Source organism: Sneathiella sp. D3-11 (genome assembly GCF_055809395.1).
Map to the genome: position 1 here is coordinate 2,075,394 of NZ_CM147911.1, position 24,684 is coordinate 2,100,077.

A 24,684-nucleotide genomic window follows, 5' to 3' on the forward strand; every position below is an offset into this window, starting at 1 on the left:
TGTTCCTCTTGCCCTATTTAGCAATGCGTGGCATTGAGAATCTATTGTTTCAATTACGGGTAATGTCAAAATGCCTCTGTTTAATAAGAAGTATATAAAAAAACAGCTAGGCGAGCACTCAGCTCCAGTACCTGAAAAGCATCTATTGATATTGGAGAGCTGGGCAAAAAGCATTCGTGATAAATCCATTGAAAGTCAAAAAGAGCTTGCCTTACATAGCACCTTTAAAAACCAAATCGTTGAAGAAGTGTTGGGATACAAACCGTTCCCTGGAAATGGTGAATGGTCGGTTGCTAGTGAAGAAACTATTGGTCGAGGGGGCGTTGACCTTGCCCTTGGCACGTTCTCAAAAGACAGTTCGAAAATACTTGCCCCGTTTGAACTGAAGGGGGCAAAAACAAAGGATCTGGACGCAATTATGTCAGGAAGGCATAAAAGCCCTGTCCAACAAGCGTGGGAATATGCCATAGGCGTGCCAGGATGTCGTTGGGTCCTAGTGTCGAATTATGTAGAAATACGCCTCTATTCATTCGGTTCTGGAAATCAAGATTACGAGCAATTCTTCCTCTCACGCCTGATAGACCCAAATGAATACGCAAGGTTTCAGCTTTTGCTTGGCGCGGAAAACTTACTTTGTGGTCGCACAGAACGCCACCTGGCCGCGAGCGTTTTAGAAAATAAAGATATAACGAACAAGCTCTACGCGGATTATAAAGAAATCAGAGATAGGTTGATTGACCATATTCATCTGTCGGTGACTGGCGAGGATGATGAAACTCAAATTTCTTACGCACAAACGATTCTTGATCGCGTCTTATTTATAGCATTTGCAGAAGATACAGGTCTTCTACCCAAAAATAGCCTTAGAAACGCATTTGAACATCGAAACCCATATAGTCCGCAACCGGTATGGGAAAACTTTAAGGGACTTTTCAAAGCGATTGATAAAGGCAGTGGGGAGCTAGATATTCCTCGTTACAACGGGGGCTTATTTAAGAAATACCCAGTTATCGAAAAACTGAGCTTGACTGATGAAGTCTGTGAAGGATTTAAGCGGCTCGGAGAATATGATTTTGCTTCGGAAGTAAGTGTTACAATTCTGGGTCATATATTCGAACAATCTATAACTGACCTAGAACGACTGCAGGCGATAGCGCGTGGCGAAATAGTTGAGGAGAAGAAGAGAACCGGAACAACTGGTAAACGTAAGCGCGATGGTGTCGTCTATACCCCTGACTATATTGCGAGGTTCATTGTTGACAAAACACTTCGGGCATATCTCGAAGAGCTATTTCAAACCTGTCTAAAAAAACACGTTAATAAGGCTAGTTTTGGGAAGCCTTATGGAGAGCTAAAATGGCGAGGAAAGAATTCTGAGTTAAAAGCCTGGTCAGATTACCAAACAAGACTTGGTAACGTTCGGATTGTTGACCCGGCCTGTGGCTCCGGTGTTTTTCTTGTTACAGCGTTTGATTATTTGAAAGACGAATATCATCGAGTGAATGCCAAGGTAGCAGATTTATCTGGCGCTCAACCAGACCTGTTTGATCCCGACAGTGAAATTTTATCTAAAAACCTTTTTGGAGTTGATGTAAACGCAGAAAGTGTTGAAATTACTAAGTTATCTCTTTGGCTCAAAACAGCGCGTCGCGGCAAAGTTCTAGATAGTCTGGATAGTCATATCCGGGTTGGCGACAGCCTGATTGAAGACTCCAGTTTTGCTTATCTGGATCATGGTTTTAGTTGGAAGGATGCTTTTCCTCAAGTTTTTAAAGACGGTGGGTTTGACGTTGTACTCGGCAATCCTCCGTATGTACGTCAAGAATTGATCTCCTCAATGAAACCCTATTTAGAGCGGAGGTTTGAAGTCTATCATGGAGTTTCAGATCTTTATTGTTACTTCTTTGAGCGAGGGCTTACGTTACTAAAAAAAGGGGGTAAGCTTGGTTACATTTCAAGTGCCACTTTCTTTAAAACATCGTCAGGAAACCAGTTGCGTAGTTATTTGGCGGCAAATTCAAACCTGGAAATCATAGTAAATTTCGGTGATACACAGGTGTTTGAAGGAGTGACTACGTACCCTGCAATTTTGGTAATGACGGCGGAAGAGCCTTCACCTGACCATAGGATAGATTTTTGGAATTTACGGCAGCTGCCTGACGGCAGTTTTGATCGTGCGTTCGAAGTATCTAAAGCCTCTATTAATCAATCGGAATTAGAGCAAGATGGATGGGAATTGGAAACGGAAGTTCTCATTCGCCTTCGTCAAAAAGTTAAGAATGTAGGAAAGACACTCAAGGAAGTATACAGTTCCCCGTATCGAGGCGTTCTTACTGGCAGAAACGAAGCCTTTATTATCAATCGAGAAACGAGAGATCGGTTGATTGCGCAAGATATTGCTTCTGAAAAACTTATAAAGCCATTTTTGGAAGGTAAAGACTTGAAGCGATGGAGAGCGGAAAGTCGCGAGCTATATTTAATTTTTACGCGTCGAGGCGTTGATATTAATAGGTATCCGGCAATAAAAATGCATCTGGAAAGGTTTAAAGAGGTGTTGATACCTCGACCTAGTAATTGGATTCCTTCCTCATTAGGAGAAATATGGAAAGGAAGAAAACCAGGAACATATAAATGGTACGAAATACAAGACACGGTTGATTATTTCCAAAAATTTGAACGAACTAAACTAGTTTATCCGCATTTTTGTTCTGAGCGACTTTTTCAGATTGATAGAAATAATTCTTATTCCAACGATAAAAGTTACATTATCCCAACGGCTGACTTTTTTTTGTTAGGTTATTTGAACAGCTCTACAGCGTGGTTTTTGATTACAGCAATGTGTCCAGCGGTACGTGGAGGATTCTATGAACTTAGAATACAGTACATGGAGGCACTACCAATTCCCGACGCATCGGAGAAGACAAAAGCTGAAATCTCTACTTTAGCTGTTTCTTGTCAAAAGGCGGCGAAGGAGCGCTACAATAGGCAACAATCTATAATTCGGCGGATCCCTGACCTGTGCCACGATGGGGAAAAAATAAGATTTCCAAAAAGCTGAAAAGTTGGTGGGAGTTTGATAATTTTACGGACTTTCAAAAGGAAATCAAAAAAGTATTCAAAGCGGATATCCCACTTCTTGAGCGATCAGATTGGGAGGATTGGATAGCTGAAGAAAAGCGAGAAATTCAGAGAATAAGTGCTGCAATACAATGTAACCAAGATAAAATTGATGCTCTAGTTTACGGATTGTTTGATTTGACAGCAGAGGAGATCAATTTGATCGAAGAAAACATTGAGGGGAAAATTTTTGGTCAAGACCTATAGTCTGTATTTGGACGATTCAGGCACTCGCCATCCAACAAGAAACCCCGGTAGAAAACCTGAGCATGGTTATGATTGGTTTGCTTTGGGAGGCATCTTGATCGATGATGAACGAGAGCCCGAAGCGAGACAGCAACATCGGGCTTTTCTTGAAAAATGGAAAATTGAGGCCCCTTTACATTCTTCCGAAATCAGATCGCAAAATAATGGTTTTTTATGGCTACGAGGCCTATCAAAGGCAGAGCAAGAAGAGTTCTACGAAGACCTTTTCATGCTTATGAAAAATGCTCCGGTCCTTGGGATTGCCTGTGTCATTGATCGTGGGGGCTATAACGCGCGCTATCTGGAACAATATAACCAAGAACCTTGGATGCTTTGTAAAACAGCATTTACGATTGTTGTAGAACGGGCCATTAAATATGCACGATCTAAGAGTGCCAGATTGTCAATTTTTCCTGAACGTTGTAATCGGCTAGAAGACAATGCGTTGAAAAGCTATCTTGATTCACTCAAACAAAATGGTTCGCCATTCGCGTCAGGTACGTCGGAGAAATACCAGCCGTTGACTTCTGTTGAGTTCCAAGAAACTTTGTATGATTTTAAGGTCAAGAAAAAAACGTCACCTATGGTGCAATTTGCAGACCTTTACCTTTGGCCAATGTGTATGGGCGGATACCATAAAAGCAACCGTCCGTACAAAAGGCTGTTTGACGAAGGAAAGCTTATTGAATGCGTTATAGATCAAGCGGATTGGGGGGCATTAGCGACAAAATATAGTTGTTTTGAAAATGTTAATCAAAAGCCATAAAAAAAAGCTCCAAATGTTTCCACAGGAACTTTTTTTTCGACCGCAAAAGGCGATCTCGTAGGCTAAGCCTAGGGAGGAACCTATATCATAATGACCGGTCCGTCAATAAGAAATAGAAAATATTAGAGGTAGTTATACTACTGATGTAGGATTTTAGTAGACCTAAACAAATGGTCCAAAGCTTACAAGATGTAAAACAGAGTGCATGACGACCACTCCATAATGGCGACAATCGCTACAACCGGCAGAATGATGAAGTAGTTCATGAACCACATAACGATTATTTGGTAACGATGCTTTGTGATTGAAAGAGACCTCCGCCCGACGTTGTCTAAAGTAGACTAAAATAGATACTCTTGCGTCGTGGAAAACGCCCGATTTTGCACGTAAATTTATGCAGAAATCTCCCGTTTATGGTATAATTCCCTATTGATTTCGACAAAAATAATTGGGGCGGTTATGGGCGGTATTGGTTCCGGATCCTGGTATAGGTGGAACAAAAAGACAGTTGTGGAAGATGGTTTAACCTTAAACCTTTTTAAATTGATCCGGGAAAAAGCAATCGTTCCAGGCAGACAGGTTTCAGGTTCCCTCACCTGGCGAAGTGAGAGAACGGGCGAAAAAAGGGCGAGCATTGGCTATGAGGCAAACATGTTTGACCAGAATGCTGCCTGGATGCGGTTGCACTATACCAGCGATGGCAAGCCGATGGATTACAAGGTTCGTTTGACAGCCACCCGCCCCCATTACGGCGGGCTGCGATGGTGGTTTATTTGCCCGGCAAATGGCTCCAGGGTGGCAAAGCTACATTCTCCCCCAGGCGGTGACCTTTTCGCCAGTAGGACGGCTTACAGGCTCGGATATGAAAGCCAGCAGGAAAGCCCGATGTTTCGCTATCTATCACAGGCGCAAGCTATCCGGCATCGGCTTGGCGGGAGTACCTGCATTGATGATTGGTTCCCTGACAAGCCTAAAGGTATGCACCGGAAAACTTACGAGAAACTGAGGGAGAAGGGTTTGAGATATGAGCAGCGTTGCAACGCGATGGCAGCGCATCGGTTTGGATTTGGGGTTTGACCTAAGTTCGCTTTGGCGGCGTGAGGGTTAAAGGTAGTATACAAAAACCCTATAAGATGTAGAGTATTGTATATGATAGATTGCGCGTTTTACATGCGGCCAAGGGGGGAGATGGAAAAAGCTAATTTTTTTATCCGCTATTGGAAAATTCTAATTGGAGGAATTGGAGGTCTCCTAGCGCTAGTTTTAACAATTGGGACCATTGCAAATTTTTTAGTTCCCTACCCTGTTCTCTTAGTTGAAAAAGTGTCTGAAAAAGGCATTGCGCTTGAGGCTGGCGAGTATGTTTTTTCATATATTGCGGTTTTTTTAGCTCTATTTTTATTTATTCTGGGGGTTGGAGCAATAATTGTGGGGCTTACAGGCGGCTTCGCCCGATTGTTCTTCAAGCTCCAAAAGTCAGAAGATGACCTTAGTTTTTTTGCATATAACAGTAAAAAGATTGTAAGCCAACTTTATGATGGTAAGCCTAAGCCAAGAGTAAACTTTGATAAGTTAGAATACTTTTGTTACGTAGAGAAAAATGGTGATACGCGTATCGAGCAGAAGCTGCTTATATCAACTTCAACTCAAACCGCCCATTTTTGGAGTTTTTGGATTTCGGCAGATGAAGAATCTGCCCCACTTCAATCTATCAAAGACCTAAAAATTAGTTGTTCTTGCAATGATAAAGACAAAGATATTGCCGTACTCGTTTTGGAAAATGAATTAAAGCGCAAGCGGTTTGCCATATTCTTTTTACCAGAGATAAATCCCGGAGAAACACGAAACATTGAGATCAGTTACAGTTGGCCAAAATTTATGGCGAAGCTTATTAAAAGAAAGGTCGCAGACTTTAATTGGGAGTTTAAAACGTCTGACGCTGATTCAACAACAGATGCAAATTTTTGCATCTACTTCACTAGTAGTCTTGGGCAAATAAAATGCCAAAACCAAGGTGTAGCCATTAACCAATCACATCTTACATTTTCCGCGACTGACAATGGTCAGAACTGTTGGCAGTATAAAAATACCAATGAGACACTAGACGGAAAACAATTCAACTTCAGATTTTCTAGAGAGTAAAATAAAAATTAGCCGTTCATCCGCCGCCGCCGCCGCCGCCGCCGGGATGGAGAACCATAGTAGTATTGTTGAATAGCATATCGAACTCCTTTCCACTTTGTAGTGAATATAAACACTACGAACATTGCTCTTCAAGGCCTATTTTCAAGAAATTTGGTTCAAAAACTATTAATTCCTTGGCCCAAACTATACGATTTCGTCTGGCAATTGATATAAATATCAACAATTCAGGAAAACATAAACAGATACTTGTGAGTCTATTTTAACATATTTCCATGCTTACACTATTGTTTTTTATAAAGAAATAACATTTGCGGCATACTAAGGAAACCGTTAGTTCGCAGAATATCTGTTCAAATGAAATACATCGAACTAGATAAAAGCCAATCTATTCGAAGTTCATCCCCATTGATTGCTATTTGATTGCTGGCGATATATTCATAATGTCGACAAGCGTTCTAACTTATTGAAAAGATTGGCGCACCCGACACGATTCGAACGTGTGACCTCTGCCTTCGGAGGGCAGCGCTCTATCCAGCTGAGCTACGGGTGCTGAGATGAGAACCTTGCTATAGCCCAAGCGATCCGCTCTTGCAATGGTTTTAGGGCGCTGTTCTAAGATAACCGCGCCTGTCAGCTGTTATTGCGCCTCAGTCGGTCAATCTTGTCCTTATTCGCAGCTTTCCGGCGGTTGGCTGTTACCGTTGCCGTCAAATCGGCGTCATGGGGATCCGTTAAATTTCTCCGGAGGGTCGCTTCCCCTTGGAGCCTATGGCGTCGACGCAGGCTTTGCTTTTGAAGACGTTCAATATCTGCTTGCATTGACATGAATCTCTCCTTTCCCAACATTAACGTAGCCTTATACATAATGTAGTTCGGTTTGGATTTGATGCCAATCAATTCTCGGATAAATTCAGCATTGCCGGGCCAATCGGTTATGGGAAGTCAACTTTTCGGCCGTTCTTAACGACCATGCGGTGGTTTTTCTTCGCAGCCGCCATCAGGATGTCTTTTGCCGGATTGCCGTTCACAATGAGCAGGTCAGCCTTGAAGCCGGTTTTGATTTGTCCCCGGTTATCGAGTTCCATCAGGCTATGAGCGACCGAGGTTGCGCTGTTCAATGCGTCGATTGGTGTCATACCGCAATCGACCATATAGGCCATTTCCATTGCGTTCTCGCCATGCAGGTTGAAGGGCGTGCCGGCATCAGTCCCCATTGCGATCTTGCCGCCAGCTTTGTAGAACATTTTGAAGCTTTCTTTGTGCTTCTCGAACACGCGTCTGGATTTTTCAACAACATAATCCGCGATGCCCTGATCTGCGTTATTGAGAATATTTTGAACTGCCGCGAGTGTCGGGACGAGATAGGTTCCTCGCTCCATCATCGCATCGAGGCATTCTTGGTCCATGAAGATACCATGTTCAATGGAAGTGATGCCAGCGTTCACCGCATTCATAATTCCTTCTGCTCCTGGGCGTGGCTCGCGGAAGTCTTGTGAAAACGGGCAGCTTCGGCGACACCAACGCGCATTTCATCTGCGGAATAATGCGCATCTTCCGGGTTGACACCCGGCGTCATGACACCGCCGGTGGCCATGATTTTTACCAGATCACTACCCGCGTGGATCTGCTCCCGTACGGCTTTCACCACCTCGTCACAGCCATCTGCGACACGGCCATTCTTGTTACCATGTCCACCGGTCATACAGATCATCTTGCCAGAAGCCATAATATTCGGGCCAAAAAACCGTCCGCTGTTGCAGGCATCGCGAACCGGGAATTCCAGATAGTCGCGTCCGCCGCAATCGCGCACAGCTGTGATGCCGGATTTGAGCGAAAGTTGTGCATTCTCGAGAACCCGGAGTGTTATTTCGCCGGGATTGACGCCCTCTATGCTGCCGCGAGGATCGGCCTCTCCCTTATAGACGAGGTGGACATGGCAATCGGCGATCCCGGGCATCAAGGTGCCGCCGCTGGTATCGACACGGTCTCCCTTATAGTCCGCAAATTTTTCTGAGGGCGCGACTTCCTTGATCGTATCGCCGTCTGTAAGCACGGCATGGTTTTTGAGAAGCTTGCCTGCGCCGTCGAAAACGTCGCCGCCGATATAGAGAATTTCTGTCATGTCTATTGCCCGTTAATTTGTTTGGTTTCCATCAATATCGCATGATTGACGGTTACATATCCAATAAAAAATCGAGCATGCAATCTACCTCATTCAGTAGTTGCCAGCCGTTGCGATTGAGGCGCGCTAACCTGAGGACGTCATCTGAAGGAAAGCGTCTTCAAGGTCAGGCTCCTCCGTTGTGAGGTCGACGATGTCGAGGCCGTCATCTGCGGCAGCTGTGAGAATTTTTGCCATTTTCGTCTCGCTCGGACGATATGAAATATTGATCCGCCGGCCATGAGAAAGTGTCGCGTTGAATTGCTTTAAGTGCTCCGGCACTTCCGTGATATCATGACCAAGAAGTAAGCAGACATTTTTAATGTCGATCTTTCCAAGCAAGGCTTCGGTCGGCTCACAAGCAACAACTTCACCGTGATTTATGATCGCGATTGTGTCGCAGAGCTCTTCCGCTTCTTCTAGATAATGAGTGGTGAGGATAATTGTCGTTCCCTCCTCATTGAGCTTCTTTACATAGTTCCAGAGTTGCTGACGGAGTTCGATATCCACGCCGGCCGTCGGTTCATCGAGGATCAGAACTTCAGGGCGATGCACCATGGCCTTGGCGACGAGCAGCCGCCGTCGCATGCCGCCCGATAGGGTGCGCGCATAAACATCGGCCTTGTCGCTCAAGCCCATGGCGGCGAGGATTTCATCAGTACGCCGCTCTGATTTGGGAACGCCGTAAAGCCCGGCCTGAAACTCCATCACCTCACGCGGTGTGAAAAACGCGTCGAGATTGAGTTCCTGTGGAACAACGCCAACGGCACTTCGTGCTGCACGCATGTCTTTTACTGTATCGAAGCCGCAAATCTGAACCTCTCCGCTTGTTTTATTGACAAGTCCGGCAATGATATTGATCAGGGTTGATTTGCCCGCGCCATTAGGCCCCAGTAACCCAAAGAAGGAACCATGCTTTACCTCCAGATTGATGCTTTTTAACGCTGTCTTATCTGGTGCAGGACCCTTAATTCTGTATATTTTTGTAAGGTCCCGGACCCTTAAAGCCGGTGTGGTGGACGTTATGTCGGTCATACTATTATTTTCAATTCTTAGTTTATTAATGAACTGGACAATCGCGACATCATATCCACAAGGTCAATGCGAGCGGAACTACAGCAATCGTCAGCAATGTCGAAATCATGATATAGCTGGCTACATCGGATGCATATTCACTTTGGTAACGCTCTACCCAAAGATATGTCGCGACGGACGCTGGCATCAGGCACATCAATATAAAAACGCCGCGGGTGGTCCCGGTAAACCCGAACAACCAAGTGATCATATAGGCGACGGTGGCTGCTATGGCAATATGGAAGAGCGCAAGATAGGCCCCGGTAATAATTCCGTCCAACCGCAACGTTGCCAAAGTAAAGCCAAGGGTGAGCAGCATAAGCGGGATTGCGAGTCCGCCGAGAATGCTGAAGCAAGAAGCGATCGGTGCGGGCAAGCTGGTGCCCGTGCCCATCAGGATGAGCGCGAGAACAACGCTATAGACAGCTGGCTGTCGAATGAGATCGAGGAACGAGACTTTTCCGATAGGGATCCACATGCCGATGGTGAAGATGCCGGCGATAACGACCGCTACAACAGCAAGGCCGACTGCCATGCCTTCGTTTCCAAACGCCAGCAGGCTGATCGGTAGGCCGATATTACCAGCGTTGTTCAATATCATTGGCGAGAGAAAGGCCCGGACAGGCTTGCGGATGATTTTCAGGAAGGCAAAAGCAATAATAGCGAAGCAGAGTATCATGACTGCTGCCGCTGCCATGACACCAAGAAAAGCGCCGAAAGAGATATGCTTGGCGGTGAGGTGCGATAGGATAAGCGTCGGATAGCCAACATTGCCCACAATGCTGCCGATGGTCTTGGTGTCGAAATTAGTTTTGAATAGCGCAAGCCCGTATCCGACCGCCACACATAGCAGCACTGGGAGAAGAACATTGGTAACATGAATGAATAGCGCCTCCACGAGCTCCCCCTGTCTATGGATATATCTGCCTGCGCGCTGACGGAGCCCGAAATTAGTCATGTTGACAGTGCAAGGCAAATTTTTCTTTCGGCAGGACTATGATAACACCGCACAAATAGTAAATTGCATCATTTCCCGGTTGCGTCCCTGTGCCCAATCGATATCATCCATGCAGTGCCAGCAGATCGAGAATTCGATGAAGCCTCTGGCGATCAGCGTTTATCAGCAGAAGAAGTGAGACGGCTTTATGCAAGCTATTGAGACAATTGAAGTTGACAGCCCGAAAGTTGCCTGTGATGGCGGGAAGGGCTCCCTCGGCCATCCGCGCGTCTATCTCAATATGGGGGACAAGGGGCAGGTTGAATGCCCTTACTGCAGCCGAGTATATGTTTTGAAGGCGGGCGCGAAGGTCAGCGGCGGCCACTGATTTTTGCGAATTTCGAAGTAAAAGACGGGAATGCGGCATGACCGAACCGGACGTCACGGGCGATCCAAATCAAAAACACAGGATTTATCTGGTCGACGGATCGGGCTACATCTTCCGTGCATATTTCGCGATGATTCGAGGGCGGCAACCTATGACCCGCTCGGACGGGACGCCTACGGGCGCAGTTCTCGGCTTTTCCAATATGCTGTTCAAGCTTATTCAGGATACCCAGGCAGACGGTCGGGTGAGCCATCTTGCGGTTATTTTCGATACCAGCCGTAAGACTTTCCGGTCTGAAATTTATCCAGAATATAAGGCCAACCGGGATGCCCCTCCGGAAGATCTGATTCCACAATTTCCGTTAGTGCGAGAGGCAACACGCGCGTTCAATGTCCCGGCGATCGAGAAGGAAGGCTTCGAGGCTGATGATATCATCGCGACTTATGCAGCTCAGGCTCGCGCGAACGGCATGGAATGCGTGATTGTCTCCTCTGATAAGGATTTGATGCAACTCGTCGGTGGTGACGTGACCATGCTCGATCCAATGAAAAACAAGATGATTGGCGAAGAGGGCGTGCAGGAAAAATTTGGCGTCGGACCGGAGCGGGTGATCGATGTTCAGTCATTGGCAGGGGACAGCGTCGACAATGTTCCGGGTGTCCCTGGCATTGGTATCAAGACGGCCGCGCTGCTGATCAATGAGTTTGGCGACCTAGATACCCTGCTTGAGCGGGCAGCGGAAATTCCGCAGAAGGGGCGCCGTGAAAAACTTATCGAGAATGCCGAAATGGCAAGGGTCAGCCGCGATCTGGTGACGCTCAAAAATGATGTCGAGCTTGATATCGATGTCATGGACCTAACCGTGCAGATGCCAACCGCCGAAGACCTGATTGCCTTTCTCAAAGAAAATGAATTCAAGCAACTCACCAGTCGGGTGATGGAGTTTTTCGGGAAAGGGTTTCGCGAGGACGCGGCGGCATTGCCTGAGGATGATCCGGTCGAGGCAGAGAGCGGCGCGCCGAAAGTTGAAAATGTCACATATACTACTATCCTTGAAATGGACGCGCTTCGGGCCTGGATAAAGGAGGCGTATCGCATTGGACATGTTGCGGTTGATACGGAAACCACCAGTTTGAATGCCATGCAGGCGTCACTTGTCGGCATTTCCCTTTCTATTCATCCGGGGAATGCCTGTTACATTCCGGTTGGGCATGTAAATCCCAAGTCGCAGGGCGGGTTTGATTTTGATGGCGCGGCGGAAAAAGGGGCGGACGATGTCCCGCCTCAGCTTCCGAAAGCGGAGGTTCTAGCGGCGCTGAAACCGCTCCTCGAAGATCCGGGCGTGATGAAGATTGGCCAGAATATCAAGTACGACCAAGTCATCCTCTCGCAGGAAGGGGTGCAGGTCACGCCGATCGACGATACGATGCTTCTCTCCTATTGTCAGGAGGCGGGTTTGCATGGGCACGGCATGGATGAACTGTCGAAGCTTCATTTTGGCATAACCCCGATTCCATTTAAGGAAGTGGCCGGAACCGGCAAATCCCAGATTACCTTTGCCGAGGTGCCCATCGACAAGGCGACGGAGTATGCGGCGGAAGATGCGGACATTACGCTCCGCCTGTATCAACTCCTGAAACGGCAACTTGTGAAAGTGAAAGCCGTCACTCTTTATGAAACGATTGAGCGACCCTTAGTGCCCGTCATCGCAAAGATGGAGCAGGAGGGCGTCAAGGTGGACGCCAAGCTCTTAAGTAACCTTTCCGCTGATTTCGGGGCACGGATGGACGGGCTGGTTGCGGAAATTCACGATCTCGCGGGCGAAGAATTTAACGTCGGATCGCCGAAGCAGCTTGGGCAAATCCTGTTTGATAAAATGGGGCTGTCTGGCGGCAAGAAAGGCAAGACCGGTGCCTATACTACGGATGTTAATGTGTTGGAGGGGCTGGCTGCGGATGGCGTGGAACTCGCGCAGAAAGTTCTCGATTGGCGCCAGCTTTCCAAGCTGAAAAGTACCTATACGGATGCGCTTCAAGGACAGATAAATCCCAAGACGGGACGCATTCACACCTCATTCTCGCTCGCCGCGGCATCCACCGGGCGGCTGGCTTCCAGTGAGCCCAATGTCCAGAACATTCCTATCCGCACAGAAGAGGGGCGCAAGCTGCGTCAGGCATTTATTGCGGAAGAGGGGAATAAACTGATCAGCGCAGACTATTCGCAAATTGAGCTGCGTCTGCTTGCCCATATCGCCGATATCCAATCCCTGAAAGAGGCATTCGCAGAAGGCCTCGACATTCATGCGAAAACGGCATCGCAGGTTTTCGGTGTGTCGATTGAGGGCATGGACCCAATGATGCGCCGTTCTGCGAAGGCGATCAATTTCGGTATTATTTATGGGATTAGCGCCTTTGGGCTGGCGCGCCAGCTCGGTGTCTCCAGAACCGAGGCTCAAGGCTATATCGACCAGTATTTTGTCCAGTATCCGGGCATCAAGGACTATATGAGCAACACAAAGAGTTTCTGTCACGATAATGGTTACGTGGAAACGCTCTTTGGCCGCAGGGTTTATCTTCCGGGGATTAACGATAAAAACGGGGCTCGGCGGAGTTTTTCCGAACGGGCAGCTATCAATGCTCCTATTCAAGGTTCCGCCGCCGATATTATCAAGCGGGCGATGGTTCGATTGCCGGATGTCTTGGCGACCGAAAAGCTCTCTGCACGTATGCTGCTTCAGGTGCATGACGAGCTAATCTTCGAAATGCCGGAGGGTGAAGTAGAGAAAACATCCGAGATTGTCAAATCGGTGATGGAGAGCGCCGCCCAGCCAGCGGTTGAGCTTTCCGTTCCGTTGATTGTCGATGCCGGGATCGGGGACAATTGGGGCGAAGCCCACTAATCGGAACGCATCCCTTGCGACATATGCCGGAGCAAGTTAGGGTCATATCAGTTCCACCTTGATGGTAAGGAATTCAATGCTGGAAACCGCGCTGGTTGCCTTTACAACTTTTTTCGCGACAATCGGGCCGCTGGATGTGGCAGCTTTGTTCGCGGCGCTTACGGTTGGAGCAACCCCAAAAGAACGGCGGCAGATGGCGCTGAAAGGTTCGCTGATTGGCGGCGGGATACTTCTCTTCTTTGCGCTTTTTGGAAAAGCGGTTTTGACGAGTTTTGGTATCACCTTGCCCGCGCTACAGGCCTCCGGTGGTATTTTGCTATTGCTGATCGCGATTGATATGGTGTTTGCACGTGACTCTGGCAGTACCACCGCCACAGATGAAGAAAAGGTCGAGGCGCAAGGCAAGAAGGATGTCTCGGTTTTTCCGCTGGCCACGCCCTTAATCGCTGGTCATGGCGCGATTGGCGCTGCGGTCCTGCTCGTCGCCGAGACGAAAGGGGATACAGTCGAGACGGCACTGGTGATTGCTGTTCTTCTTGGCATGGTGCTGCTGACATTCCTGTTGATGCTGTTGGCAACGCAGGTGCATAAGCTTCTCGGTGTGACTGGGCTTCACGTGATTTCGCGTGTGGTTGGCGTGTTATTGGCCGCTCTGGCGGTGCAGTTTATTTTTAATGGCATTCGTGATAGCGGGCTTTTGGGATAGCACTTGTTCCTTGGCTCGCTATAGAGTAGATCGAATCGCCCGCATATTAACCATGAATTTGAAAAAATTAACCATATCAGATAGTTAAGGTGAACATGCCGTGGCGAAATTGCATGAGTGATTTGCTAAGGAACATCAGTATTTTACATTAGATTTTACGCAAATATTGGGTAAATTGTGTTGACAATAAGGCAAGTTATCGTCATTTATGAGCGATTAATTTTGCGATTTTTGCTTTGCAATTAACTGGCGCGTACGAAAATGGCCTTCGTTAAGAATATTTTTTTAGGGTTAGGCGTAATATTTAAAGGTTTTCGTAAGTAGCGTGATTTAAGAACAGTAGTAGGAGTACCAAACTATGATTAAATTATTTAAGACATTTTTGGCCGTCGCGGCTCTTTCTGGCTTCTTTGCTCTTCCGGCACAATCAGCCGTCGTTTCCTGGACAACAGATCTACCTGCTGCGGATACCGGTGTTCCATCCCCGACAACGTCCGTTGGTACGGTTTATGAGAACCTGACCACATCAGTGGCCAACCAATATCGTTCGCCTTGGCAAGGAACTGCACTTGATGGCGTTGGTACCTACACCTCGGTACAGAAAGGGTCATACGCGTCCTATATGTTTGACACGGGTTTTTATGCGATCGATTTTATGTGGGGATCCGTTGATGGTTACAATGGCCTTGAATTTTACTATCAGGGCAATTGGGTAGACGCCCTACATGGCGATGACGCACAGCTTAGCAGTGTCAGCAATGGTCTGGGCTTCATTGTCGCCTCGATCATGGCAACGGGCGTTTTTGACGAAGTTCGCTTTACCTCGGGAAGCAACGCATTTGAATATGCAAATATGACGGTATCTGCAGTACCGCTCCCGGCTGCGTTGCCACTTTATGGTGCAGGTCTTGCTGTCCTCGGGTTTTTTGGATGGCGCAAGCGTCGTAAATCCGCAGCATTGGTAGCTTAAACCCCCTTAATAAAGATACTCCTATTTGAAGCGGCGGCCTTTGGGTCACCGCTTTTTATTTTCTATTTATAGATCCGACCTGCACGTTGTTTATAGCGGGGGAGCGACCAGCCAAACAGGATGGCACCGGCGCGCACAGAAAAGCCTGTCACAATAGCACCGCAAGCAGCGATAAGGGGCGTTATACCGCCCAATTCAATTGCAATGACATAGACAGCCGCACTGATAAGTGCCGCTGTGGCATATACTTCCTGCTTTAGGAGGAGAGGTGTTTCGCCCGCAACAAGATCCCGTACGAGTCCGCCGAAAGTTGCCGTAATTATACCAAGTACAACAGCAATGAGGGGGCCAACATCGCTCCCTCTGGCAATTTCGGCACCAAGAACTGCAAATGCGGCCAGCCCGATGGCATCGCTCCAGAGCAGGACGATGTAGCGTCTTTGAACATGGGAGGCGAAAAAATACAGCAGGGTGGCCATGCCCAGACATACCAGCAAATACCGGGGGTCCTCGATCCAGAAAACGGGCTGGTCAAGAATGACATCTCGCATGGTACCACCGCCAATGCCGGTAAAAGTGGCCATCATGCCGAAACCGATCAGGTCCATTTCCTTACGGCTGGCCACAAGTCCGCCTGTCGCGGCGAAGACAGCAACACCAATAAGATCAAGAATGGTTACGAAATCCAAAAACATCACGCCTCCCTCAGTGAATGGCGAATGATCCGCCAGATTGATGGAAAGCGCAAGAGTTCCGCTGTTACAACATCGCCTGCAAAACCCGGTCGGGCGGGGTGTGTCCGTCGATAAAGGTCTTGATATTGATCAGGACCTTCTCGCCCATATCAATGCGTCCTTCGATCGTCGCTGAGCCCATATGCGGCAGAAGAATAACATTATCAAGTTCCATCAGGCGAGGATTGACGGCGGGTTCATGTTCGAACACGTCAAGGCCCGCACCCGCGACCTTGCCATTCCGGAGTAGGCGTGTCAGGGCGTTTTCATCAACGACTTCTCCACGCGATGTATTGACCACGTAACAGCTTGGCTGCAAGAGTGCCAAGCGCCGAGCATTGAGCAGATGAAACGTTGCCGGCGTATGCGGGCAATTGACGGACACGATATCCATCCGCGCCAGCATCTGATCGAGGCTCTCCCAATAGGTCGCCTCTAGCTCATTTTCGACATATTCCGGCAGTCGATTGCGGTTATGGTAATGGATGGAAAGACCGAAGGCACGTGCGCGGCGGGCGACTGCCTGGCCGATCCGGCCCATACCAATGATGCCGAGGCGCTTGCCCCAGATCCGGTGGCCGAGCATGCTGGTCGGGGACCAGCCTGTCCAGTTGCCGGACCGCATCATACGTTCACCCTCTGTCAGGCGGCGCGGTACCGCCATGATCAGCGCCATGGTCATATCGGCGGTGTCCTCGGTCAGGACACCGGGTGTGTTCGTCACAGTAATGTTACGTTGGCGAGCTGTGGCCAGATCAATATGATCAACACCCGTGCCGAAGCTCGCAATTAGTTTGAGGTTGGGGTTCGTCTGGCTGAGTACGCCAAGATCGATTTTATCTGTCACGGTTGGCACAAGAACATCCGCCGTCTTTACCGCCTCGATCAACTGGCTTTGGGTCATCGGCGTATCGTCATGGTTCAGCCGCGTATCGAACAGCTCCATCATACGGGTTTCGATAACGTCCGGAAGCCTTCTTGTAACAACAACGATGGGTTTCTTCTGCGGCATTTGATGACTCTCTTGTTCCTGGATTTTTGGCAAGACCAATAGACTTTATCTAGCAGATCATGTGGGCGGTTACAATTGCGACCTTGGGTTAGGGGCACCAGTTTTTTTGAACCCTTGACCGGACGCCCTGTCACGCGGCATAAGATGACGTCCGCCTGTAATATACAAAGGTACTGGCATATTGAAACGCAGTCTTGCTATTCTTGGCTTTTTAACCCTGATCCTGATCGCTCCCCTGTCCAATGCGGGCCCAACGGGATCGGAGACCGGCTTGCCGTTGCCGCGTTTTGTCTCCCTGTCGTCAGATAAGGTTAATGTCCGCGCCGGGCCGGGGACCCGCTATCCTATCAAATGGGTCTATGTCCGCCGCGGCTGGCCGGTTGAAGTGGTTGAGGAGTATGAGCTTTGGCGGCAAATCCGTGATACCGATGGTTCAATCGGCTGGGTGCACCGTAATCTTATCAGTAGTCGCAGAACCTTGATCATTACGGGTGAGGTTCGGGCGGTCTATGAAGATCCTGACGAAAGCAGCCCCGTCGTCCTGCTTGCTGAGCCGGGAGTAGTTGGCAAGTTGGAAGAATGCGACGGGCGCTGGTGCGAAATCGAGATTGCCGGCCTCACTGGCTGGCTCATGGCCAACCAGTTCTATGGGGTATATGAGAACGAGAAAATTCGCTAGTCCGACTTAGGCGCTCAGGTCTTCGGCCAACGAAGTGCGCGTGTCGCTCTTGATCAGTGCAATATGTCCATAGTTTTCATGCTCGATACCGAGCTGAATTTCCGTTGCGGGGTCTTTGAACGCAGCCTTCTGCGTTTCGGTCAGGGGAAAATGGAGAAAATGGATGGAGGAGGCTTTGCCGTCATCCGTAGTGCGTTCCACTTCCTCTTCCGGCACGGCGTAGATTTTCTCGCCGCCAATGGAGAGATAAATCGTCCTCTCGATATGTCCGAGCTGGCGCAGCATAAAGTCACGGCGAACCGGATCATCGATTTCGATCATCAGTGTTGCCACGAGTTCCGACCCGTTTGGAATGAGCGGATTATAGGCTTCAAGTTCGTCTTTTAACTGCTCATCGCCCCCTTGTTCGATATACAGCATTTCCTGAATTTGCGACCACATGGTGTCGTAATTCTCAAAGTAGAATGTCGCAAAAGGGCCGATTTCTACCCGGCGGTTCTTTTTTATAGGGATGAGCTTCTGTTTATGTTCTTTCCGAATTTTCTGATATTCGGCGAGGGGCAGAATATCTTCCGGCGTAATTTCACGTTTTTGAGCGGCAGTCATAACAATTATTCCTTTTACAGACCATAGGCTTTGGCCAAAAGTTCAATCGGATGTAAGGCCGTTTTTTCTTCGGCTCCATCGGTTCCGAGATTTTCAATTCCCTGCAACAAATGCTCTGCCGCCAGCGGGCATTCGGATGCAATATATTTTGCATTGGATTTGAGAGCTGTGCGCGCTGCCGGCTTGCCAACCTTGAGTGCGGTCTCATAATTGCCTTTCATGATCCCCCAAGAGCCGCCGTGGCCGGAACACCGCTCAATTACCGCGACTTTGGCATCGGGGATGAGGCGGAGCACTTCCGCTCCCTTCGCGCCCATATTCTGGGCCCGTGCGTGGCACGCGAGATGCATGGCCATGCTATCACCAATGGGTTGCATGCCGTCTGCGATACCTTCCTTCTTGGCGAATTCCATTACATATTCCGCGACATCAAAGGTCGCCTTCGAGAGTTTCGCTATGGACGCATCGTCTGGTGCCAGCAATGGCCATTCGAACTTCAGCATCAACGCGCAGGAAGAGACAAGCGCAATGACATCGTAGCCTTTGTCAATCCAGCTACCGAGGTCTGCAGAAACCTTTTTGGCATTTTCAACGACGCCCTTAAGGTCCCCCTGTTCCATCAGCGGCATGCCGCAACATCCGGGATAGACAACTTCTGTCTCAATACCATTCTTGGCCAGCACTTTACGGGTGGCTTCCCCGGTGGCGGGATTGTTGTAATTACCAAAGCAAGTGGCATAGATGACCGCCTTGCGACCATAGGCCGGGGCATCTTTGTTGATTTCCAGCGGGTTTTCTTTGGCGCGGACCTCAAGGGTCTTGGACTGGTATTTGGGAAGAGCGGCATGCTTATCAATGCCGAGCGTCGCTTCCATAATACCGCGGGTCATTCCATTGGAAGTTTTTGTAGCCCAGTTTGCAAGTGGTGCAACGGGGGCGGCGAGTTTACCGTTGCGATCAGTCTTGGAAAGCTCCCGGCTTACAAACGAATCTTTGCCGTTTTTCTTTTCCACAGCGCGATAACGCAGCATCAAATGCGGAAAATCCAGATTGAACTCATGCGGTGGTACATATGGGCATTTGGTCATAAAGCACATGTCACAGAGCGTACAGGCATCGACGACCGGTTTAAAATCCTCCGAGGAGACAGAATCGAGTTCTTCGGTTTCAGAGGCGTCGATAAGATCGAACAGGCGAGGGAAGGAATCGCATAAATTAAAGCAACGTCGGCAGCCGTGGCAAATGTCAAACACACGGCGCAACTCGTCGTCCAGTTTCTGCTCGTCATAGAATTCTGGATTATTCCAGTCAATAATGTGCCGTGTCGGCGCGTCCAAACTTCCTTCGCGCATAATATTCCTCTGAATGTAACTGGGAGCGAAGGGATAGCGAATCTAAAACTCGCTATCCCGGAAATTGAATCCGAAAGCCGGATTAGTCGTCCAGTGTGTTGAGTGCTTTCTGGAAACGGCCCGCATGGCTTTTTTCTGCCTTTGCAAGGGTTTCGAACCAGTCGGCAATCTCGTCATGGCCTTCTTCGCGCGCGGTTTTGGCCATGCCCGGATACATATCAGTATATTCGTGAGTTTCGCCAGCAACAGCTGCTTTGAGGTTATCGGAAGTGCCGCCGATGGGCAGGCCGGTTGCCGGATCGCCTACTTCTTCAAGGTATTCCAGGTGGCCGTGTGCATGGCCGGTTTCACCTTCCGCCGTTGAGCGGAAAACCGTTGCAACATCGTTGTATCCTTCGACATCCGCTTTCTGAGCGAAGTAAAGGTAACGGCGGTTCGCCTGTGATTCACCTGCAAAGGCATCTTTCAGATTTTGTTCGGTTTTGCTTCCCGCTAGAGACATGAAGTCCTCCTAGAATGAAAATTTGGATTAGGTCTGTTCAAGACAGAACAGGATTACCCAAATAATATAGGTCCCGGAAAAACCACTGTCAATAAATTAGAATTCTTCTAAACAATAAATCTTAGGAATGGGCGGAAGATACTATTTTTGGGTCGAACTTACGCGCACAATTACATCGACACTGCTGATTTCCGTACCATCGGGGAGCGGAGGGATATTGTCGACCTTAAGGTCGTTCTTCGCGATATCTTCCAAAGTGCCGGATTGTTCATGAAAGAAATGGTGATGCGGCGTTACATTCGTATCGAAATAAGAACGGCTTGAATCCACAACAACTTCCCTCAGGAGACCAGCGGCGGTAAATTGATGTAAATTGTTGTAGATAGTGGCGAGTGATATCGCAACATTTGCGCCCATGGCGTCATTATGCAAGCGCTCCGCCGTGATGTGACGATTGCCATCAGAGAATAACAACTGTGCCAATACCAAGCGTTGCTTGGTTGGCCGTAACTGAGCATCCCTCAGTTTTTTCTCTAAATCCATTAACTCAGATTGCACCATTGGCTACACTCTATATGTCTAAGCTCCTCTCCAGTGAGGAACATTATTATAAGTATATAGGATTTATTTTAATAATTCAAATCTGCAACAGTAAGTTTCCCACTTTTCGGGCTATTTTCCTGTCATTATTCGCTCGATCAGCTGCTTGACGGTCGGAATGAAGCCATCTGCATAGAATGGATCAGTCGCGAAACGATATGCGCCATGCCCGGCAAACATAAGATTATTCTCAATATTTGCATCGGAATGGATCACGTCCTGCAGGGTTTTCTGGATGCAGAAGCTTCTCGGATCAGCTTTCCGGCCTGTGTTGCCCTTTTCGCCTTCCGCCCAGTTGGAGAAAGAGCATTGGGAGAGGCATCCCATACAATCAATCTGGTCTTTACGTATTTCCGCCATTTTCTCAGGCGATACGAAAATGAGCGTTGAGTCCGGAGTCTTCATGGTCTCGGTGTACCCTTCCGCGATCCAGCCTTCCGCCCGACCTTTATCTTCTGCCGTCAGGTAAACTTCTCGCTTGCGGGCGCCGATACCGAAAGACGTATCATGCGCTCCGATAGGTTCGTTTGAAAACGCAACCTGCCGTTCAGAGCGAGCTTTCAGCTCGTCCAGGAATTCGTTGCGCACGGCAGAAGACCAGAAACCAGTTGGGCTGAATTTATTGAGAAAGACGTCGCCCTTTTTCAGTGTGCCAAGTTTTTTCTTCCAGGCATCGGAAATAGGGCTCTCTTCCGTGAGAAGCGGTCGGGTGCCAAACTGGAACGCAATCGGGCCGATTTCCGGATTGTCGAGCCAATGCTCCCATTCGTCAATATGCCAAACACCTCCTGCCATGATGATCGGTACGTTGTTAAGGCCCATCTCATTCATGAGCTTGCGTAATTCTGCGACCCGTGGGTAGGGATCCTCAGGCTTCAGCGGATCTTCAACATTGCTAAGGCCGTTATGTCCGCCCGCAAGCCAAGGGTCTTCATATACGACGCCACCAAGCCATTCGGAAAATTTGTGATACGCGCGCTTCCACAACGCACGAAAGGCCCGCGCGGAGGAAATTATCGGATAGTAGTGAACCTTATAGTCGGCGGCGATCTGCGCAATGCGATAGGGCATGCCAGCGCCGCAGGTTATTCCGTGAATCAGGCCTTTGGTTCCCTCAAGAACGCCGTGGAGGATACGTTCCGCGCCACCCATTTCCCAAAGAACATTCATGTGAATGCGACCGTTTCCACTTGCAAGCTCGTGAGCTATCTGGGCATGGGCAATACCGCCTTTAATGCCATAGGCAACCAGTTCGTCATGACGGTCCCGCCGTGTACGACCATGGTAAATTTGCGGAATAATATTTCCCTCATCGTCGAAGCTGTCGGCATTGACGCCTGAGAAAGTCGCAACACCGCCCGCGGCAACCCAAGCGCCTGAGCTTTGCCCAGAAGATACAGCAATGCCTTTGCCACCCTCAATCAGGGGCAGGGCTTCCTTGCCTGACAACATAATCGAATTCAACGGCTTCACGAGATAATTCCTATGGCTACATACCTAAGCATTAACTTAACACTTAGAGCATGGTAGCCCAAGCATCAAGAGACATATAAAAAACGAGGGCGGCAGGACAACTACGTCCACACCGCCCTCGATCTCGAATATAGCTGGCGTTGGAGCCTTATTCCTCCGCTGCAGCCTTTTCGTCGTCTGCCAGAACGGCCTTCATGGAAAGCCGTACTTTGCCGCGACCGTCAATCTCTAGAACTTTCACGCGAACTTCATCGCCTTCGTTGACAACGTCGGTAACCTTGCCGACGCGCTGCGGCGCCAGTTCGGAAATATGAACGAGGCCATCGCGGTTTCCGAAGAAATTCACGAAAGCACCGAAATCAACGACTTTCACGACTTTACCTGTGTAGGTCACACCAACTTCAGGATCATCAACGATGGATTTAATCCAGTTGATGGCCGCATCCGCACTTTCAGTTGTGGTTGCGGCAACCTTGACGGTGCCATCATCCTCGATATCGATTTTGGCGCCGGTCACTTCGCAGATTTCGCGAATAACCTTGCCACCTGTTCCGATAATATCGCGGATTTTGTCTTTATGGACCTGCAGCTGAGTAATACGAGGGGCGCCATCACGAACGCCGTCACGGGCGCTGTCGATTGCCTTGCCCATCTCTTTCAGGATATGCAGTCGGCCTTCGGTGGCCTGTGCAAGCGCGATGCGCATGATTTCCTCTGTAATGCCGGAAATCTTGATATCCATCTGGAGCGAGGTAATCCCTTTATCGGTACCCGCAACCTTGAAGTCCATATCACCGAGATGGTCTTCATCACCCAGAATATCAGAAAGAACGGCAAATTGGCCGTCTTCTTCCAGAATAAGGCCCATGGCAATACCGGCCACGGGGCGTTCGAGCGGAACGCCCGCATCCATCAACGCAAGAGATGTACCGCATACAGTTGCCATAGAGGAAGAACCGTTAGATTCGGTCACTTCCGAGACAACTCGCAATGTGTATGGGAATTTGTCTTTTGCAGGCAATAGTGGATGGATTGCCCGCCATGCCAACTTGCCATGCCCGACTTCCCGGCGACCGGTAAAACCGATACGACCGACTTCACCGACCGAATAGGGTGGGAAGTTATAGTGAAGCATGAAGTTTTCGCGATACTCGCCCGCAAGCGCATCCACGATCTGCTCGTCCTGTCCGGTGCCGAGGGTGGCAACGACCAGAGCCTGTGTTTCTCCGCGTGTGAAAAGAGCAGAGCCATGACTACGCGGCAGGGAGCCGATTTCAGCGATAATCGGGCGAACCGTTTTGGTATCCCGTCCATCAATGCGGCTACCCGTTGCAATGATGTTGCCACGGACAATTTTCTTCTCGATCTTTTTCAGGATACCGCCAGCATCTTCACGCTCATCTTCATCAAGTGAGGCAATCGCAGCTTCCTTCGCAGCTGACACTTTATCTGTCCGAGTTTGCTTGACCTGCTCTTTGTAAGCATCGGCGAGCGCGGATTCAGCAGCGGCCGTTACTTTTGCTTCCAGATCCTTGTCTGTTTCCTCGGGTGTGAAATCCCAGGGTTCTTTCGCACAAGCTTCTGCAAGCTCGATAATTGCATCTAGAACCGTCTGCATTTCGCGATGGCCATACATCACTGCGCCCAGCATTTCTTCTTCGCTGAGTTCGTGCGCTTCTGATTCGATCATCAGTACGGCTTCTTCTGTGCCAGCGATCACAAGGTCTAGCTTGGTATCGTCCATTTGTGCGGCGACCGGGTTCAGTACATACTCTCCGTCAATAAAGCCAACGCGTGCAGCGCCAACCGGACCGAGGAATGGAATACCGGAGATTGTCAATGCAGCGGATGCGCCAACGAGGGCAACGACATCCGGGTCATTTTCCATGTCATGCGCGAGAACTGTGCAAATAACCTGTGTTTCATTCTTGAAACCAGTTACGAAAGACGGGCGCAGCGGCCGGTCGATCAAGCGAGAGGTGAGAGTTTCTTTTTCACTCGGACGACCTTCGCGTTTGAAAAAGCCGCCCGGAATCTTACCGGCGGCGAATGCTTTTTCCTGATAGTTGACAGTGAGCGGGAAGAAATCCAGTCCCGGCTTCCGTGTCCTTTGGGCAACTGCCGTACAGAGTACCTGCGTGCCACCATATGTGATCATAACTGCACCGTCAGCCTGACGGGCAACTTTACCTGTTTCCAATACGAGCGGACGTCCGCCCCACATCACTTCCTTGCGATGTACTTCAAACATTTTTTTCCTTCCAACGCAGGAACAGCCCCATGCCGTCCTGCCAAATCTGAGACCCTATGCCTCAGT

General features: G+C 49.0%; 21 protein-coding genes, 1 tRNA gene and 1 pseudogene. 10 read left to right on the forward strand and 13 right to left on the reverse strand.

Annotation, left to right across the window (positions count from 1 at the left end; translation table 11 throughout):
* Positions 1–70: 70 nt before the first annotated feature.
* The 5 genes from AC0L73_RS10580 to AC0L73_RS10600 all read left to right on the forward strand — a co-directional run bounded on the left by AC0L73_RS10580 (position 71) and on the right by AC0L73_RS10600 (position 6,271).
* Entirely contained in the window at positions 71–3,058 is a 2,988-nt protein-coding gene (locus AC0L73_RS10580) for an Eco57I restriction-modification methylase domain-containing protein (RefSeq protein WP_473653718.1), read from the forward strand.
* Entirely contained in the window at positions 3,019–3,324 is a 306-nt protein-coding gene (locus AC0L73_RS10585; RefSeq protein ID WP_473653719.1) for a hypothetical protein, read from the forward strand. Before AC0L73_RS10580 ends, AC0L73_RS10585 begins: the two co-directional genes overlap by 40 nt.
* On the forward strand, positions 3,308–4,129 hold the full coding sequence (locus AC0L73_RS10590; RefSeq protein ID WP_473653720.1) for a DUF3800 domain-containing protein: 822 nt from the start codon (positions 3,308–3,310) through the stop codon (positions 4,127–4,129). Before AC0L73_RS10585 ends, AC0L73_RS10590 begins: the two co-directional genes overlap by 17 nt.
* Before the next feature lie 651 nt (positions 4,130–4,780).
* Positions 4,781–5,206 carry a hypothetical protein gene (locus AC0L73_RS10595; RefSeq protein ID WP_473653721.1) on the forward strand — a complete coding sequence of 142 codons (426 nt, stop codon included), beginning with the start codon at positions 4,781–4,783 and terminating at the stop codon, positions 5,204–5,206.
* A 111-nt stretch (positions 5,207–5,317) separates the two neighbouring features.
* Complete coding sequence (locus AC0L73_RS10600; RefSeq protein ID WP_473653722.1) at positions 5,318–6,271, forward strand: hypothetical protein; 954 nt, start codon at positions 5,318–5,320, stop codon at positions 6,269–6,271.
* Between the two features lie 476 nt (positions 6,272–6,747).
* On the opposite strand, the gene AC0L73_RS10605 is transcribed toward AC0L73_RS10600, so the two are convergent.
* The 5 genes and pseudogenes from AC0L73_RS10605 to AC0L73_RS10625 all read right to left on the reverse strand — a co-directional run bounded on the left by AC0L73_RS10605 (position 6,748) and on the right by AC0L73_RS10625 (position 10,407).
* A tRNA-Arg gene (locus tag AC0L73_RS10605) sits at positions 6,748–6,824 on the reverse strand.
* 80 nt (positions 6,825–6,904) lie between these two features.
* The gene (locus AC0L73_RS10610; protein WP_227948249.1) at positions 6,905–7,099 is read right to left on the reverse strand and encodes a hypothetical protein; all 195 of its coding nucleotides are present in this window, start codon (positions 7,097–7,099) and stop codon (positions 6,905–6,907) included.
* Positions 7,100–7,206: 107 nt separating this feature from the next.
* Positions 7,207–8,396, reverse strand: a pseudogene (locus tag AC0L73_RS10615) (metal-dependent hydrolase family protein).
* A gap of 126 nt (positions 8,397–8,522) precedes the next feature.
* On the reverse strand, positions 8,523–9,470 hold the full coding sequence (locus AC0L73_RS10620; protein WP_473653723.1) for an ABC transporter ATP-binding protein: 948 nt from the start codon (positions 9,468–9,470) through the stop codon (positions 8,523–8,525).
* Between the two features lie 49 nt (positions 9,471–9,519).
* The gene (locus AC0L73_RS10625) at positions 9,520–10,407 is read right to left on the reverse strand and encodes an AEC family transporter (RefSeq protein ID WP_473653724.1); all 888 of its coding nucleotides are present in this window, start codon (positions 10,405–10,407) and stop codon (positions 9,520–9,522) included.
* Between the two features lie 247 nt (positions 10,408–10,654).
* Here AC0L73_RS10625 and AC0L73_RS10630 point away from each other — a divergent pair, with 247 nt between their 5' ends.
* The 4 genes from AC0L73_RS10630 (at position 10,655) to AC0L73_RS10645 (ending at position 15,409) form a co-directional block, all read left to right on the forward strand.
* Entirely contained in the window at positions 10,655–10,834 is a 180-nt protein-coding gene (locus AC0L73_RS10630) for a zinc-finger domain-containing protein (protein ID WP_227948245.1), read from the forward strand.
* A 37-nt stretch (positions 10,835–10,871) separates the two neighbouring features.
* The gene (polA, locus tag AC0L73_RS10635) at positions 10,872–13,733 is read left to right on the forward strand and encodes a DNA polymerase I (protein WP_473653725.1); all 2,862 of its coding nucleotides are present in this window, start codon (positions 10,872–10,874) and stop codon (positions 13,731–13,733) included.
* Positions 13,734–13,809: 76 nt separating this feature from the next.
* Positions 13,810–14,439, forward strand: coding sequence for a MarC family protein (locus AC0L73_RS10640; protein WP_473653726.1), 630 nt, complete (start codon positions 13,810–13,812; stop codon positions 14,437–14,439).
* 358 nt (positions 14,440–14,797) lie between these two features.
* Positions 14,798–15,409 (forward strand): VPLPA-CTERM sorting domain-containing protein, encoded by a 612-nt coding sequence (locus tag AC0L73_RS10645; protein ID WP_227948242.1) that lies wholly within the window; start codon positions 14,798–14,800, stop codon positions 15,407–15,409.
* Between the two features lie 62 nt (positions 15,410–15,471).
* On the opposite strand, the gene AC0L73_RS10650 is transcribed toward AC0L73_RS10645, so the two are convergent.
* Positions 15,472–16,104: a trimeric intracellular cation channel family protein gene (locus tag AC0L73_RS10650; protein ID WP_227948241.1), complete on the reverse strand. Its 633-nt coding sequence runs from the start codon at positions 16,102–16,104 to the stop codon at positions 15,472–15,474.
* 64 nt (positions 16,105–16,168) lie between these two features.
* Positions 16,169–17,155, reverse strand: coding sequence for a 2-hydroxyacid dehydrogenase (locus AC0L73_RS10655; RefSeq protein ID WP_227948240.1), 987 nt, complete (start codon positions 17,153–17,155; stop codon positions 16,169–16,171).
* A gap of 181 nt (positions 17,156–17,336) precedes the next feature.
* On the opposite strand from AC0L73_RS10655, the gene AC0L73_RS10660 reads away from it, so the two are divergent.
* Positions 17,337–17,834 (forward strand): SH3 domain-containing protein, encoded by a 498-nt coding sequence (locus AC0L73_RS10660; protein WP_227948239.1) that lies wholly within the window; start codon positions 17,337–17,339, stop codon positions 17,832–17,834.
* 6 nt (positions 17,835–17,840) lie between these two features.
* Here the strand turns inward: AC0L73_RS10660 and AC0L73_RS10665 are convergent, their stop codons facing one another.
* The 6 genes from AC0L73_RS10665 to pnp form a co-directional block, all read right to left on the reverse strand.
* Complete coding sequence (locus AC0L73_RS10665) at positions 17,841–18,440, reverse strand: DUF3501 family protein (protein WP_227948238.1); 600 nt, start codon at positions 18,438–18,440, stop codon at positions 17,841–17,843.
* 14 nt (positions 18,441–18,454) lie between these two features.
* On the reverse strand, positions 18,455–19,792 hold the full coding sequence (locus AC0L73_RS10670) for a heterodisulfide reductase-related iron-sulfur binding cluster (protein WP_227948237.1): 1,338 nt from the start codon (positions 19,790–19,792) through the stop codon (positions 18,455–18,457).
* Between the two features lie 82 nt (positions 19,793–19,874).
* The gene (locus AC0L73_RS10675) at positions 19,875–20,294 is read right to left on the reverse strand and encodes a rubrerythrin family protein (RefSeq protein ID WP_227948236.1); all 420 of its coding nucleotides are present in this window, start codon (positions 20,292–20,294) and stop codon (positions 19,875–19,877) included.
* Between the two features lie 141 nt (positions 20,295–20,435).
* Positions 20,436–20,855 (reverse strand): iron response transcriptional regulator IrrA, encoded by a 420-nt coding sequence (gene irrA / locus AC0L73_RS10680; protein WP_227948235.1) that lies wholly within the window; start codon positions 20,853–20,855, stop codon positions 20,436–20,438.
* Positions 20,856–20,966: 111 nt separating this feature from the next.
* Positions 20,967–22,367: an NAD(P)H-dependent flavin oxidoreductase gene (locus tag AC0L73_RS10685; RefSeq protein ID WP_473653727.1), complete on the reverse strand. Its 1,401-nt coding sequence runs from the start codon at positions 22,365–22,367 to the stop codon at positions 20,967–20,969.
* A gap of 148 nt (positions 22,368–22,515) precedes the next feature.
* Entirely contained in the window at positions 22,516–24,618 is a 2,103-nt protein-coding gene (gene pnp, locus AC0L73_RS10690) for a polyribonucleotide nucleotidyltransferase (RefSeq protein WP_227948233.1), read from the reverse strand.
* Positions 24,619–24,684 lie beyond the last annotated feature (66 nt).